At 45.9% G+C, this 14,239-nt stretch carries 19 protein-coding genes; 8 read left to right on the top strand and 11 right to left on the bottom strand.

What is annotated here, in order from left to right:
• Window positions 1-352: 352 nt before the first annotated feature.
• Complete coding sequence (locus AVZ68_RS17315) at window positions 353-715, top strand: YgzB family protein (protein ID WP_059105836.1); 363 nt, start codon at window positions 353-355, stop codon at window positions 713-715.
• A gap of 217 nt (window positions 716-932) precedes the next feature.
• Here AVZ68_RS17315 and perR read toward each other — a convergent pair whose 3' ends face one another.
• From perR to bcp, 4 genes are all read right to left on the bottom strand, one after another.
• The gene (perR, locus tag AVZ68_RS17310; protein ID WP_059105839.1) at window positions 933-1,370 is read right to left on the bottom strand and encodes a peroxide-responsive transcriptional repressor PerR; all 438 of its coding nucleotides are present in this window, start codon (window positions 1,368-1,370) and stop codon (window positions 933-935) included.
• Between the two features lie 167 nt (window positions 1,371-1,537).
• Window positions 1,538-1,843 carry a cyclic-di-AMP receptor gene (locus tag AVZ68_RS17305; protein ID WP_059105835.1) on the bottom strand — a complete coding sequence of 102 codons (306 nt, stop codon included), beginning with the start codon at window positions 1,841-1,843 and terminating at the stop codon, window positions 1,538-1,540.
• 21 nt (window positions 1,844-1,864) lie between these two features.
• Window positions 1,865-2,833: a D-2-hydroxyacid dehydrogenase gene (locus tag AVZ68_RS17300; protein WP_059105834.1), complete on the bottom strand. Its 969-nt coding sequence runs from the start codon at window positions 2,831-2,833 to the stop codon at window positions 1,865-1,867.
• Complete coding sequence (gene bcp, locus AVZ68_RS17295; RefSeq protein WP_059105833.1) at window positions 2,830-3,297, bottom strand: thioredoxin-dependent thiol peroxidase; 468 nt, start codon at window positions 3,295-3,297, stop codon at window positions 2,830-2,832. The genes AVZ68_RS17300 and bcp overlap by 4 nt, the downstream gene beginning before the upstream one ends.
• A 159-nt stretch (window positions 3,298-3,456) precedes the next feature.
• Here bcp and AVZ68_RS17290 point away from each other — a divergent pair, with 159 nt between their 5' ends.
• Complete coding sequence (locus AVZ68_RS17290) at window positions 3,457-4,755, top strand: glutamate-1-semialdehyde 2,1-aminomutase (RefSeq protein WP_059105832.1); 1,299 nt, start codon at window positions 3,457-3,459, stop codon at window positions 4,753-4,755.
• A gap of 102 nt (window positions 4,756-4,857) precedes the next feature.
• Window positions 4,858-5,910, top strand: a complete 1,053-nt coding sequence (locus AVZ68_RS17285; protein WP_059105831.1) for an FUSC family protein — start codon at window positions 4,858-4,860, stop codon at window positions 5,908-5,910.
• Window positions 5,911-5,992: 82 nt separating this feature from the next.
• Here AVZ68_RS17285 and AVZ68_RS17280 read toward each other — a convergent pair whose 3' ends face one another.
• The 4 genes from AVZ68_RS17280 to fabL all read right to left on the bottom strand — a co-directional run bounded on the left by AVZ68_RS17280 (window position 5,993) and on the right by fabL (window position 9,662).
• A complete protein-coding gene (locus AVZ68_RS17280) occupies window positions 5,993-7,738 on the bottom strand; it encodes an ABC transporter ATP-binding protein (protein WP_059105830.1) in 1,746 nt (581 codons plus the stop codon).
• A 211-nt stretch (window positions 7,739-7,949) separates the two neighbouring features.
• Window positions 7,950-8,477 carry a nucleoside tri-diphosphate phosphatase gene (gene ntdP, locus AVZ68_RS17275; protein ID WP_059105829.1) on the bottom strand — a complete coding sequence of 176 codons (528 nt, stop codon included), beginning with the start codon at window positions 8,475-8,477 and terminating at the stop codon, window positions 7,950-7,952.
• A 205-nt stretch (window positions 8,478-8,682) separates the two neighbouring features.
• Window positions 8,683-8,853: a gamma-type small acid-soluble spore protein gene (locus tag AVZ68_RS17270; RefSeq protein ID WP_059105828.1), complete on the bottom strand. Its 171-nt coding sequence runs from the start codon at window positions 8,851-8,853 to the stop codon at window positions 8,683-8,685.
• A gap of 59 nt (window positions 8,854-8,912) precedes the next feature.
• Window positions 8,913-9,662, bottom strand: a complete 750-nt coding sequence (gene fabL, locus AVZ68_RS17265; protein WP_059105827.1) for an enoyl-[acyl-carrier-protein] reductase FabL — start codon at window positions 9,660-9,662, stop codon at window positions 8,913-8,915.
• 106 nt (window positions 9,663-9,768) lie between these two features.
• Here fabL and yfhS point away from each other — a divergent pair, with 106 nt between their 5' ends.
• Window positions 9,769-9,990, top strand: coding sequence for a mother cell protein YfhS (gene yfhS / locus AVZ68_RS17260; RefSeq protein WP_059105826.1), 222 nt, complete (start codon window positions 9,769-9,771; stop codon window positions 9,988-9,990).
• A 13-nt stretch (window positions 9,991-10,003) separates the two neighbouring features.
• The gene (locus AVZ68_RS17255) at window positions 10,004-10,354 is read left to right on the top strand and encodes a hypothetical protein (RefSeq protein WP_059105838.1); all 351 of its coding nucleotides are present in this window, start codon (window positions 10,004-10,006) and stop codon (window positions 10,352-10,354) included.
• Between the two features lie 73 nt (window positions 10,355-10,427).
• Here AVZ68_RS17255 and AVZ68_RS17250 read toward each other — a convergent pair whose 3' ends face one another.
• Window positions 10,428-11,174, bottom strand: coding sequence for an SDR family NAD(P)-dependent oxidoreductase (locus tag AVZ68_RS17250; protein ID WP_059105825.1), 747 nt, complete (start codon window positions 11,172-11,174; stop codon window positions 10,428-10,430).
• Window positions 11,171-12,262 (bottom strand): A/G-specific adenine glycosylase, encoded by a 1,092-nt coding sequence (gene mutY, locus AVZ68_RS17245; RefSeq protein ID WP_059105824.1) that lies wholly within the window; start codon window positions 12,260-12,262, stop codon window positions 11,171-11,173. The genes AVZ68_RS17250 and mutY overlap by 4 nt, the downstream gene beginning before the upstream one ends.
• A gap of 166 nt (window positions 12,263-12,428) precedes the next feature.
• Here mutY and AVZ68_RS17240 point away from each other — a divergent pair, with 166 nt between their 5' ends.
• The 3 genes from AVZ68_RS17240 (at window position 12,429) to AVZ68_RS20005 (ending at window position 13,832) form a co-directional block, all read left to right on the top strand.
• Window positions 12,429-13,409, top strand: a complete 981-nt coding sequence (locus tag AVZ68_RS17240; protein WP_059105823.1) for a metal-dependent hydrolase — start codon at window positions 12,429-12,431, stop codon at window positions 13,407-13,409.
• A gap of 89 nt (window positions 13,410-13,498) precedes the next feature.
• A complete protein-coding gene (sspK, locus tag AVZ68_RS20010) occupies window positions 13,499-13,654 on the top strand; it encodes a small, acid-soluble spore protein K (protein ID WP_082676758.1) in 156 nt (51 codons plus the stop codon).
• Window positions 13,655-13,670: 16 nt separating this feature from the next.
• Entirely contained in the window at window positions 13,671-13,832 is a 162-nt protein-coding gene (locus AVZ68_RS20005; RefSeq protein ID WP_082676757.1) for a YpzG family protein, read from the top strand.
• Window positions 13,833-13,921: 89 nt separating this feature from the next.
• On the opposite strand, the gene AVZ68_RS17235 is transcribed toward AVZ68_RS20005, so the two are convergent.
• The gene (locus tag AVZ68_RS17235) at window positions 13,922-14,239 is read right to left on the bottom strand and encodes a YfhH family protein (protein WP_245628171.1); all 318 of its coding nucleotides are present in this window, start codon (window positions 14,237-14,239) and stop codon (window positions 13,922-13,924) included.

The following is a 14,239-nucleotide window of genomic DNA, read 5'->3' as shown; positions in this document are numbered from 1 at the left end:
TATCTCTTTTTTTACGCTTGGCTTTTGTTCAGTTTTCAAAGAACTCGTTTGACGCTTCCGTTTCAGCGACTCAATTAATGTATCACAGATGAACGTTCAGGTCAAATATCTTTTCGCTTGCGGCGCGTTTTTGCATTGCCGCGGCGACAAGGAATAATATATCACACACTTAAAAAGGACGTCAACACTTTAACCAAAAAAATTCTTAACCCGTTCTTTAACCCGTATAAATAGCGCAAAGTCCTCTCCCTTATTGAATCATAAAGATTACTCTAAAACAAGAAAGCGTTCTATGATATACTAACACTACCAACTAAATTAGGTTAGAAAGAATGTACAGGAGGTTACATACATGAGTTTAAAATATTCTAATAAAATAAACAGGATTCGTACATTTGCCCTCGTCCTTGTTTTTGCCGGAATTCTAATCATGTACGTCGGCATCTTTTTTCGGGACTATACATTTGTCATGGTCACAACGATGATTCTAGGGTTGCTTGCCGTGATCGCAAGTACAGTGGTCTACTTCTTCATCGGCCTCCTCTCTACCAGGGCAGTACCGATCGTTTGTCCGAACTGCGAAAAAGCAACGAAGGTCCTCGGTCGTGTTGACGCCTGCATGCACTGTGATCAGCCCCTGACAATGGACAAGTCTCTTGAAGGCAAGGAATTCGATGAGTCCTACAACTCTCCAAAAACCACGACAAAAGCATAAACCTCAACCGAAAAGCGGAGGCGGGTCTCCTCGCCGAAGCTAGAAAAATCCGAAAAGCTCCGGCGCCCTGCTCACGAGCGACAAGTTCTGCAAGAACGGCAGTATCATTTCCGCCCTTTGACTTGATCCGGCGGTCTGAAGAAACCTCGAGCGAGCGGGCGCCGGAGCTCGATAAAAAGAGACATCTGAGCGTATATCAGATGTCTCTTCACTAGTTTCACTCATTAATGCGCTTTTGACAGGATGGACACGTGCCGTAGATCTCCATACGATGGGTATCCACGGAAAAACCAGTCACATGCTCAGCGAGCGTCTCCACCTCATCCAAACCCGGATAGTGGAAATCGACAATTTTCCCGCAGGAATTACAGATGATGTGATAATGGTTGCTTGTCACACAATCAAAACGGCTCGAAGAATCGCCGTACGTTAGCTCCTTAACAATCCCCACTTCTTTAAAAACCCGCAAATTATTATAAACGGTTGCAACACTCATATTCGGGAAACGTCCTTCAAGGGCCTTGTAAATTTCATCAGCCGTTGGATGTGACATCGATTCATATAGGAATTCTAAAATAGCATGACGTTGAGGCGTCATACGTACACGTGTGCTTTTTAGCGCATCAATCGCTTCTGTTAAGCCGTGGTTTGACATAAGAATGCGCCCCATTTCTAATAAAACTATTCTTTCTTTATAGTAATTATAAGCTAGCAATGGCCATAACGCAACTGCCAGCGCCAAACTTTTTCTGCTCAAATTCAAGCATAACATCGTATTCGGAGGCAAAGAAGAAGCGAGCGCCACGGGGCACTCGCTTCGTATTATTTTGGGTCTGTGGTAAGCAGCAGGGGGGTAGCGTTGGCAGCAGAAACAAGAAAAGACGTATACCGATGTGTTTTTTTATCCTTCGGTCTTTTCTTTTTTTCGACGTCTAAGCAGGCCTCATTCAAAGCTGCCTTCAGACCAGGAAGATCTGTTTCGTGAACGCCAAAGAGAAATGTTGTACTGCCCTTACGAAGAAAACCTCCAGAACTAGCCAATTCAGTCATTCTATACCCGTGTTCCCGCAACTGTCGTTCCACCTCACCTGAATAAAAATCATCAATAATGCATATGAGCAGCTTCATGTGCCGACCCTCCTGATAGCGTTAATATCCCTTCGTTAACATAACTCGATTCACATAGTCTGTGCGTCCTTCAGAAAAGACACGAAAGTTCGTTTTAAATACCTCTAGAGCCCGCGGCTGGTAATTCGATGTTGCCCCGGAAACATGGGGCGAGAGGGTCACCGACGGCATCTTCCAAAGAGGAGAGCCTTCTGGCAATGGCTCCGTCTCAAATACATCGAGCACTGCATGCGCAAATGCTTCCTTCTCAAGTGCCACCATCAACTCTTCTTCAATGACCGTTCTCCCGCGACCAACATTAATAAAAACTGCTTCTTTCTTTAAAAGGGCAAATTCGGCTTCACCGAGTAATCGATCGGTTTTTGCCGTATATGGCAAGATATTCACTAGGTAATCGGCTTCCTTAATCGCCTCGGCCATCTTTTCGATGGAAAACACGGCATCAAAATGTTCAACACTGCGACCATTTGTGTTAACTCCAACGGTCTTCATACGAAATGCCTTTGCTAGTCGCGCCGTTTCTGTGCCAATCGCACCTGTGCCAAGAATGACAACCGTCTGACTGACTAACTCTTTTGTAAGGAGGTCCCCCTCCCATTTCAAATCTGACTTTGCCGCCTCAAATCGTTCGCGGCACTTCGCTTGATCGAGTATCGCCCAAAGCACGTACTCGGCCATTGGTGTGGCGTGAATTCCTCTGCTGTTTGTCATCAGAATACCGGCTGATTCTATGGCATCAAAGGGCATTTCTTCAACACCTGCCGATAAAACATTGATCCACTTTAAAGAGGGAGCTTGTTGGATGTGCTTCGCCTCTACATCCTCTCCGTATGTTAATAAAATGTCTGTTTCGGATAATTTGCTCTCGGCCTCTTCCATCGACGTAAAAAAGTGAAAATCCGCTTCGGGAAAGTTTGACGTTAAATCTTCACGCAAGTCTCTGCGAATTTTTGCTGAAGTTGCAACTTGCCACTTTTTCTCCCTCTTCACAGTAAATTCTCCTCGATGTAGGAGCGTACCTCGTCCACATGATTTTTAACGCGAACGTTGCGCCATTCCTTCACAACGTTGAAGTCTTTGTTAATAATAAACGTTGAGCGGACAATGCCCATATACTCTTTTCCAAAATTCTTCTTCAATTGCCATACCCCGTACCTCTTCGCCGCTTCCAAATCCTCGTCAGCCAAAAGAGGAAAGGAAAGCCCATGCTTTGCAACAAATTTATCGTGTCTCTCGGCAGAGTCCGGACTAACGCCAAGAACAGCCGTATTCAACTCTTCGAACAAACGTGATTGATCTCTAAAATCACACGCTTCTGTCGTACACCCTGGTGTCATATCTTTCGGATAAAAGTAAAGCACAATGTTCTTCCCTTTGTAATCCGAAAGCGAAATTTCTCTATCCCCATCGGCATGTAATGTAAAGTCAGGTGCTTGTTCTCCTATTTCAACCATATTTGCTCACAACCTCTCTATTAACTTTCCTCCACTTTAGATTAGCTTAATCCGGGCACTCAAGCAATAGCTTACGTTTCTCTATCCTGTGACGCTTGCTGTTTTCACGTTGCTATGGTTGAATGTGTTGAAGATAGTTTCTGATACATGGAGGGCATTATGAATAGACAAACATCAGAGCAGCATTATAACGAAGCCAAGAGCCTTATTGTTGGGGGCGTCAACAGTCCTTCCCGTGCCTATAAAGGAGTTGGGGGCGGGACACCGGTTTTTATGGAACGGGGGGAAGGTGCCCACTTTTTTGATGTCGATGGCAATCGTTATATTGATTATTTAGCGGCGTATGGACCGATTATTACCGGCCACGCTCACCCAACGATTACAAAGGCTATTGCTGATCAGGCCGCCAAGGGCGTGCTTTACGGTGCTCCCACCAGACTTGAAAATGAGTTTGCCTCCCTTTTAAAAGGAGCAATACCCTCGCTTGAAAAAGTACGCTTTGTTAATTCAGGAACAGAAGCGGTGATGACAACCATACGCGTCGCGAGAGCCTATACCGGTCGTGAAAAAATTATGAAGTTCGCCGGCTGCTATCATGGACATTCCGACCTGGTCCTCGTTGCAGCGGGCTCTGGACCATCAACGCTTGGTACCCCTGACTCTGCCGGGGTGACGAGAGCAACAGCTGAAGAAGTCATCACCATTCCTTTTAACAACGTCGAAGCCTTTAGAAGCGCATTGGAAAAATGGGGAGATGAAACAGCTGCGGTCCTCGTTGAACCGATCGTCGGCAATTTCGGCATCGTCGAACCAGCGCCAGGATTCCTAGAAGCCGTGAACGAACTCGCTCATGCCCACGGGGCGCTTGTCATTTACGATGAAGTCATTACCGCCTTCCGCTTTATGTATGGCGGGGCACAGAATCTGCTCGGAGTTGAACCTGATATGACCGCGCTCGGGAAAATCATCGGCGGCGGACTGCCGATCGGTGCCTACGGCGGGCGAATGGACATTATGGAACAGGTCGCTCCTCTTGGACCTGCCTATCAAGCCGGAACAATGGCCGGAAACCCAGCTTCCATGAGCGCTGGTATTGCCTGTTTGCATGTTTTACAGGAGGAAGGAGTATACGATCGGCTCGATACCCTTGGTGCCAAACTTGAAAAAGGCCTGTTAGAAGCGGCCGAAGAGGCCCGTGTTCCAATCACGGTGAACCGCTTAAAAGGAGCGCTAACCGTCTTTTTCACAAAGGAAGTTATTTCGGATTACGACGGAGCGACACGAACGAATGGAAACCAATTTTCGATCTTTTTTAAAGCGATGCTCGATGAGGGAGTTCATCTCGCTCCGTCTAAATATGAAGCCTGGTTTCTCACGACTGCTCATCGGGAAAAGGACATCAAAAAAACGATTGAGGCTGCGCGAAAAGCATTCATAGAAGTTGCAACTCACTCATAGATTAGCGGTTATGGGGCTTGCTTTTGAAAAAAAGTAGCGCCTTGCGTATAATGAAAACGGGTCAAAAACGACTCGACTCGAACCTGAGAAAGGATTCATTTCATGAGACTAGGAGCTCGTATTTTAAAAACAGGGCTTGCTGTCGTACTGGCTCTTTACCTTGCGAATTGGCTTAACTTTGACCAACCGCCAACATTTGCAGCAATTGCCGCAGCATTCGCCATTCAACCATCATTGTTTCGCACGTTTCGTACATTTAGCCATCAAGTACAAGCCAACTTAATCGGGGCGATTATCGGTGTGGCGTTCGTGATGACGTTTGGACATGAACCGTTTGTGGTCGGGGTTGTGGTCATGCTGTCTATTGGCATTTTCATTAAATTGAAACTTGAGTCCGCTATTATTCCAACGGCTATCGTGACGATTATCATTATTATGGAGAGCCCGTCAGACGCTTTTCTGGAGTTTGCTTCTCAGCGATTTCTTTTCGTGTTAATTGGGATCACCTCTGCCTTTTTAGTGAATTTGGTGTTTATCCCCCCGCGCTATGAAAAGAAAGTCTATACTCAAATGGAGAGCACGACAGATACGCTGATTCAATGGTTGCATCTTCTTATTCGCCATGACGCGGATCCCTCAACGCTTCGTGAAGACCTCCAAGAGATGCGAAAAGGACTGGATAAATGCGAAGAGCTCTTTAAGCTGTACCGTGAGGAACGCAACTACTTCCGTAAAAAAACGTTCTTCCAGCAACGAAGGGTCGTCGTCTTTAGACAGATGATTACTGCTAGTGAAAGAGCGTACACCGTTCTGGAAGGTCTTGAGAAGCGTTCGGACGAGTATTTTCAGCTTCCTGAGCGCGTTCAGACACGAATTGAAGAACATATTTTCCAGTTAACGGATTACCACCACCGTATCTTGCTTCGCTACAACGGCAAGGTGAGTGCGCACGCACCAGAAGATTATATCTCTGAACTAGATGAAGGGCAGGCATCGATGACGAACCTCTTCGTCACGCTGTATGAAGAGGAGGCCTTTGACTTATCCCAGTGGCACTCCTTCCTACCAGCGATTTCAGCGATCATTGAATATCAGGAAGAGCTTGACCACTTGGATTCGCTTGTCGAGAACTTCCATACTCACCAAGAGGAATAATCATAGAAAAAAGGGGGCAGACTGGAGTTTCTGCCCGGACAAAAAGCTTTACGCCTCAAATAGGCGTAAAGCTTTTTTCGTACTATTCCTCAAACTGCTGTACACTGTACAGTTTATGATAAGTGCCATGCATGCTCATTAACTCTTTGTGTGTTCCCGCTTCTACGACACGACCACTGTCAATAACGACAATCTTATCTGCACTCGTAATGGTTGAGAGACGGTGAGCAACGATAAAAGTGGTGCGGTCTCTTGCCAACACATCCAATGCCTCTTGAATGTACTGTTCACTCTCAAGGTCAAGTGCAGATGTTGCTTCATCAAAAACAAGGATCGGTGGGTTCTTTAAAAAGACGCGGGCAATGGCAATCCGTTGCTTCTGACCTCCAGAAAGCTTCACGCCCCTCTCGCCGACTTCGGTGTCATACCCTGTCTCCAGCTCTGTGATGAACTCATGCGCGTTGGCAGCCCTCGCTGCTTGAATGACTTCTTCATCAGTAGCCTCAGGTTTGCCCATTTTAATATTCATTTTTACACTATCGCTAAAGAGAATATTGTCTTGCAACACCATGCCAATTTTATCGCGTAGGCTGCGGACGGCCAGGTTGCGAATATCCATTCCATCGATGGAAATCTCCCCCGAAGTAACATCATAAAACCTAGGAATTAAACTAATGAGGGTACTTTTTCCGCCTCCGCTCATCCCCACAAAGGCAACAGTCTCGCCTGCAGGAACATGCAATGAGACGTCAGCGAGAATCGGCTTATCATCGTTATTGTAAGTGAAAGAGACTTCTTTGAACTCAACCTCACCGCGGACATTTTTTAATTCCTTCGCCCCTTTAGCATCCTGAATATCATACGATTCATCCATAAACTCAAACACACGGTCCATGGACGCAACCGACTGCGTAAGGACGGTCGATGAATTCACAAGGCGGCGCAGTGGTCCGTACAACCTCTCCATATAAAGAACAAATGCCGTCATTACACCGATTTCTAGGTTGCCCTGTATCGCAAAGTACGCAGCCACAAACAAAACAAGCAGCGGCGCGATATCAGTCACCGTATTGACAACGGCAAAGGTTTTAGCGTTCCAGCGCGTATGATCCAGTGCTCTCGTCAGAAAGTTGCCGTTCCGTTTTGCAAATTGACCTTGTTCATAATCTTCATTCGCGAAGCTACGAATCACGCTCATTCCTTGCACACGTTCATGAAGGTGGCCTTGTACATCGGCAAGCGCCTGTGAACGCACACGTGTTAATTCTCTTAACTTCTGATAGAAAAACTTGATTGAGAAGCCGTAAAATGGAAACATTGAAATCGCCACAAGCGTGAGCCATACATTCAAATTGAGCATGATAATAATCGCAATGACGATTGTTGCTAAATCCAGCCAAATATTCATGAGCCCTGTAATAACAAAGTTCTTCGTTTGTTCTACATCATGAATCACGCGAGAAATAATCTCCCCAACTTTACGGTTGGAATAAAACCGGAGGCTCAGCTTCTGAATATGGGTAAATAATTGATCACGAATGTCAAAAAGCACTTTGTTTCCAATCCACTGCGCAAAATACTGCCGGTAGTATTCAACAGGCGGACGAAGAACAATAAACAAAACCGCCATTCCTCCGACGATCCAGTAAAGCTGAGACAACTGTTCGTCTGAACTCATATCTGTATTAATAATGTCATCAATAACATACATCAAGACCAACGGAAACAAGAGTGGTATTCCAAATTTCAACAATCCAATTAGAATCGTTCCAACAATCTCTTTGCTGTACGGCTTAACAAATTGTAAATATCGTCTGATTGTACCCAAAAAAGTAACTCCTTTATAAGAAAAGCGCAGGCGGGTTGGTCAGGAGCGAGGATTTTGGAGCCCTGACAAAAGAAATCCCGATCTTGGATTTCGGGGCAGGACTGAAAAATCCCGAGCTCCTACCCGCCGGAGCTGGATCAGAAGAAAAGCGCAGGCGGGTTGATCGTACCCGCCGGAGCTAGACACAAAAGAGAGCCTGGTCACAGGACTCCTATCGGTGTTGCAAGTAACGTTCGTACCAACTCTCAACAAACTGCGGTGCAAACGGGCCCTTTCGCTGGTGAATCCAAGCAATTAGCTCGTCTACACTCCTCTTCAAAATTCCGTCAAGTTCAGGCGGATATTTCATAAGCTTACTATGCAATTCGTACTCATCTTCATCCAGCAGCTTCATGGTCATATCCGGATACACCTTAATATCCAAGTCATAATCAATATACTTTAATGCCTCTTCATCCCACGTAAAAGGCGTGCCAATGTTGCAGTAATAGTAAATGCCGTCCGCTCGAATCATTCCAATGGTATTGAACCACTGGTCGGCATCAAAGTAACAGATGGCCGGTTCACGTGTCCGCCAGTTCCGCCCATCTGATTCACGCACAATGATTCGGTCATTGCCCGCTACTACGACTTTTGACGTTCCTTTTAAAACGGTTGTATCTTCCCAAATACGATGAAGCGTACCATTATGCTTGTAGCTTTGTATCTGGATCGTGCTGCCTTCCTTAGGAAAGCTCATAGCCTGCTCCTTTCATTAAACTAAAACCTTTCAAGTAATTTTCACATATCCCTATCTCCATGTTTCATTATACTAGGTTCTCCGCGGTTTTGAAATGCCTACCACTTATAGCAGCAAAGACGTTCATTTGCACAGAAAAAAGCACCCTCAAAACCGTAGAAGGCTGAGGATGCTTTTTTTAGCGCAAATGCGCGTTTAAAACCTATTATTGGTTTTTCTTTTGCTCTGATCTTGCGTTTTGCTCTTTTACATGCTGTGCATCTGTTTCGCTTGCGAACTCAGTGTTATACCCTTGCCCTTGTGCAGAAGCTTGGTTTTGCTTCTTTACTTGGTTTTTGTTCGTTTTCGAGTCAACATTTTTTGGGTTGTTAGCCATGTGTATCACCTCCACGCTATATATGGTGACCATGGCCCTTTGCTTTTATGCGAAAAAAATTAAGTTAGAAGTGAAATTCCTCCATCAACGATAATCGTCTGCCCTCGAATCATGTTCGCCTTATTCGAAAGCAAAAACAGAACGGCATTCGCTAAGTCTTCTGTCTCAACCATTCGCCCTGCAGGAGTACGCTCCGCTGATTCTTGCAACAGCTCTTCGCGGTTTGGGAAATGCTTCAGCGCATCGGTGTCTACTGCACCCCCGGAAACCGCATTAACGACAATATTCTTTTCTGCTAGTTCCACTGCCAAATAGCGTGTAAGCGACTCTACTGCTGCTTTTGAAACGCCAACCGTCGTGTAATTGTCAAGGACACGGATCGACCCCAGAGAGCTTAAACTAACGATTTTCCCACCTCCGCTCCTCTCCATCCTTTTGGCGGCTTCTTGCGCACAAAAAAGAAGGGCTTTAGCATTAATGTCCATCGTCCAGTTCCAGTGACTTTCTTCCAACTCCATTAATGGGCGCATCACTCCGGAGGCCGCGTTGTTAACAAATACATCAAGTCTCCCGTACTCTTCATCAATTTGAGCAAAGAGCTCTTTAATTTTTTCTTGCTTTCCAATATTCGCCTTTACCACAAGAGCTTTTGCCCCCAGTGCCTTAATTTCCTCGGCGGTTTCAAGTGCTGCCGATTTGCTTCGGGCGTAATTAATGACAAGGTCATAGCCTTGCTCGGCAAGTGCTACCGCTATTTTTTTGCCGATTCCACGGCTACTTCCCGTAACGAGCGCAACTTTTCTTTCCATATGTAATCGCCCTTTCCTTGTTATGGTTCTCCTTATTATAACGCATAGAGCTAGCCCGCGACAGGCAAGCTACACACACATGGTCTTTTTAGGAGGAGAATGATTTATGTATGTAGGACGAAGCCTCGATGAGCTTGAGGGCGTTGCACCTGAAGATTGGAGCGATAAAGAACTAGCGTTTTTCCACCATGGGATGAGTCAGCTGACTGCGTATTTAAATGAGCAAGGCAATGCCAAGCACAACCTGATTATTAAAGAGATTGAGGAGAGAGGCGGGCTTCATCAAGAAGCAACATGGACGCAAGGAACTGAAGTGCATTTTGATTAAAGGGGAGATTTCCTTGGATAAACAGCGTTATTACGTTAATTTAAACCCGATTAGCATGGATGAAATTAGCGCAACTCGCGTTGGTGACGGAGAGATGATTGAATACGAAATCGACGCGACACCAGAGGAAAAAAAAGAATTTGAAACACTGTTAAGACAGGTCAACAGACACGATGTCGAGCTTGGCAACTTGTTTTCTTTTCGTCATTTCGATGATATTGCTGGCGATACCGATAAAAACGAATACCAAGTAGGGATGAATGATGTGTACGAGAAAATTTATCAGCTAGGAACAGCGAAAACAAAGCAAATCATTTCCGAAATTCACCTTACGAACGAAGATGATCATGAGCCAGGGATATGAAAGGGAGGGGTTTCACAAAAGACCCTGAGCCTTCGTAGCTCAGGGTCTTCCCATTGGCATAGACGTGCGTTTACTAGGCATTAGACCTAGATTGCCCACCATCAACGTTCAGCGTCGCTCCTTGGACCCAACTAGCTTTATCTGAGGCCATAAACAGCGCAACATTGGCAATTTCCTCGGGCCTTCCAAACCTCCCGGCAGGAATTTGTTCATCAACGAAGTGTTCGATTTTCTCTGGGTTTTCTTCCAGTCTCCGCTGCCAATTGCCGGTCGGATGTAGAATGGACCCCGGGGCAATGCCGTTAACCTGGATGCCGTCACGAGCCACTTCATCTGCAAGTGCTTTTGTAAAGCTAATCATTGCCGCTTTTGCGCTATTATACGTCGCCTTTCCTCCTGACTCCCGCCCAAAAACAGAAGAAATCATGAGAATGGCGCCTTTTTGGCTTGCTTGCATGGCCGGCAGTACAAGCTTTGAAAAATGAACAGCGGAAAAGTAATTAAGCTCAAACGCCTCGTAGAACTGATCTAGAGAGGTCGCAGTAATGGTCGTGCCACTGCTTCCACCCACATTATTAATAAGTACATCGATAGGCCCTAGCGTTCCTGTGACTTCAGTGAAGACGCGTTCGCGCTCCTCTTTCATTAGTAAATCGCCATTGATGACCTTTATTTGTGGGTTCCAGTTCTCATCTACTTTAGACCGTGCTGCTACAGCAACGTCCGCCCCCTCTTTCACAAACGCTTCAGCAATCGCACGGCCAATGCCCTTCGTTCCTCCTGTCACGAGCACCGTCTTGTCTTTTAGTCCTAAGTTCATAATAACCCCTCCTCATAGCATTGGTTTATCAGCTTTTGCTGGAATACTGGAAAAGCGTACGCTTCAAGCTCATGTACATCGACCCACCGTAAGTGAACATGTTTGTGTAAATCTTGATCTTTTACTCGCCCGTAGTACAGCTGAATATGCCACACTAAATGACTAAACACATGCGTGATGTCAGCGTTGCTGCTTTCCAGAGAAGTTTGCGGCCCGTATGTGTCCTTTAACAGCTGCTTGCGCTCCACTTCATTTGACGGGTCGGCTACTTCCACCTGAGGAAACTGCCAAAGACCAGCCAAAAGGCCAGTAGACGGACGCTTTTCAATGAGTACTTTGCCTTCCTTTGATCTTAGAAGAAATGAAGCAAGCTCCTTTTCTTTCGCCTTTTTCTTTTTACTCTTCACAGGAAGCTCCTCTTGCACGCCCTGCTCGTACGCCCTGCATTGCTCGCGCACGGGGCATAGCAAACAGCCTGGAGACGTCGGCGTACATACAAGTGCTCCCAATTCCATTAATCCTTGATTAAAGCTGGAGGGATCTCGTGGATCAATCATTTCGTAAAGTGCTTGTTCAAATTGTTTGCGTGTTTTCTGCTTACTAATGTCATCACTTATGAGCAGCACACGCGAGAGAACTCGCATCACATTGCCATCAACCGCTGGCTCGGGCTTCCCGTAAGCAATGCTTAATATCGCTCCGGCCGTATAAGGACCTACCCCCTTTAACGATTCTACAGCTTCACGGGAATCAGGAACCTCTCCCCCGTACTCTTCCACGACCTCACGTACGGCTGATTGCAGATTACGAACACGAGAATAATACCCAAGCCCTTCCCACGTTTTTAAAAGCGTATCTTCATCTGCCTCTGCTAAGTCCGTCATTGTAGGGAACGTACGCATAAATTGTTCATAGTACGGAATGACGGTGTCTACCCGCGTCTGCTGAAGCATGATTTCTGAAACCCACACGCGGTAAGGCGTACTTTCTTCGCGCCACGGAAGCTCACGCTTATGTATAGCAAACCAACTCGTTAAATTTTTTCTAAACGCATTCGTTTCAAATGTATCGGCTACTGCATTTGTCATAATATCATCACCTGCTTAATTGGGGTAAGACTTGACGTTCCTTCTTGTTACGTTAATAATGGGTGACACTATCGATGCTTGAAGCGTATGATTTCTGGGTATAACTATAGCATACCATGAACTGCGGATGTATCATGTTGTCACAAAGGAGGGAATTCTGCCCGAGATGGACACAACTACACATATCGTAATGGGCGTTGGCCTTGGGGGATTAGCTTCACTAGATCCAAGTGTGGCCGCTTCTCCTTACATGCAGACCGCTGTTCTTACGGCAACATTGGTTGGGTCGAACGCTCCTGATTTTGATACCATCTTAAAACTTAGAAATAATGCGGTGTATATTCGGCACCACCGAGGCGTTACTCATTCCCTTCCAGCAGTGCTAACTTGGCCTTTCCTCGTCTCGGGAGCACTTATGCTGTTTTTCCCAAATGCTGTTTGGCTAACTCTCCTTTTATGGTCGTTTATTTCCGTGGTGCTCCATGTGTTCGTCGATATCTTCAATGCTTACGGCACACAGGCACTCAGACCAATTTCCAACAGATGGGTGGCTCTGGGAATCATTAATATTTTTGATCCAGTCATTTTCCTTACTCACGCGGTAGGAATTATTCTCTGGGTTGTTGGCGTTCCGCCTGGTCCTACGTTTTTGGCTGTCTATCTAGGTTTGATCTTTTATTATGTATGGCGAATTCACGAGAAAAGGAAAGTCGTTCAAGCGGCACGCTCGATTCACCCGACGGCTTCCCATATATTTGTCTCGCCAACGATTCGCTGGAACAAATGGCATCTGGTCATTCGAACGCCAGAAATGCTTTATGTGGCTCAGTCCAAGGACAAGGAAATACATTTTTTCGAAAGCTATACGTTTGATCCAATTCCTACGGACCCCATCATGCTTGCTGCTCGAGAAGACAAAAATCTTTCGGCGTTTCTGTCGTTCTCGCCCACGTACCGTTGGGAAATAGAGGCAAACACAGATGGCGGATACGAAGTCCGCTTTATTGACCTGCGCTACAGAAGCAAAGGCCACTATCCGTTTGTAGCGATTGTACAAATGAACGAATCCCTTAAGATCCTCTCTTCTTATACTGGTTGGGTCTATAGTGAAGAGACGCTGCAGAAAAAGCTGAAGGTCCTTACCTAGAACGATTCGATTGGGACGGATTCCCTTCATAAGCTTTGTGCCTCTCGTTCATACTAGAGGTAAGCCGATATGGCGAGGGGGGCTCACGAGTGCGAAACAAAGCAAAAAATTTTCCAAACCGAATTTCGTTTAATGGCAACAAAGTGGACAATGCCGATGAGCATGCTTCTAGGCGCGCAAATGGCACCATTAATGATCGCCCGCAAGAACGAATGAGTTCGTCCGACCATTTTAGAACGCACTAATATGGAGGGAAATCGAATGGGGAAGGAAAACAAGCATCTGAAAAATGGTTCGTATCGTGATCCGTTCATGTCACCGCGTGCAAACCCAAAGCACGCCTTCCACCAAGTGAATGGTGAAACCCAACAAACTCAGCGAGATATCGTGCTTGAAGCGCAGACGCGCAAATTACGCACGTAAAAAGTCGTGCGAATGACAAAGGAAGCCATGTTGGCTTCCTTTGTTTTTTCATCTATCGCTCGTGAGCAGAGCGCCTCCGCTTTTCTTCGCTACTCTGTCACCTTATCCCCTAAAAGCGAGATCGGCACGGCTGATAGGTCTTTTTCTTTCCCCCGGTGTCCCCAGGCGAATCGTCCATTCATGTAAGAAATCGTAAAGAGGTCCATCCCCTCCGTTAATCGGTACGTATGTCCTGGCACAAATTGGTCTGGATCAAGCAAATAAGCTTGTGCTAAAATTTTTCTTCTTTCATGTACAGCGAATTCATTCCCCATTCCAAGCTGCTCAGCTTTCTTTGCTTTCTCATTAAGAGTGGCAATTTCTTGTCGAAGTTCATACTCACTCATTTCGCTAAATCGTCTCTCCAA

This window comes from Shouchella shacheensis, from assembly GCF_001484965.1.
GTDB lineage: Bacteria > Bacillota > Bacilli > Bacillales > Bacillaceae_D > Shouchella > Shouchella shacheensis.
The sequence above is the reverse complement of the archived record's forward strand: the minus strand, read 5'-3'. Positions and strand labels throughout refer to the sequence as shown.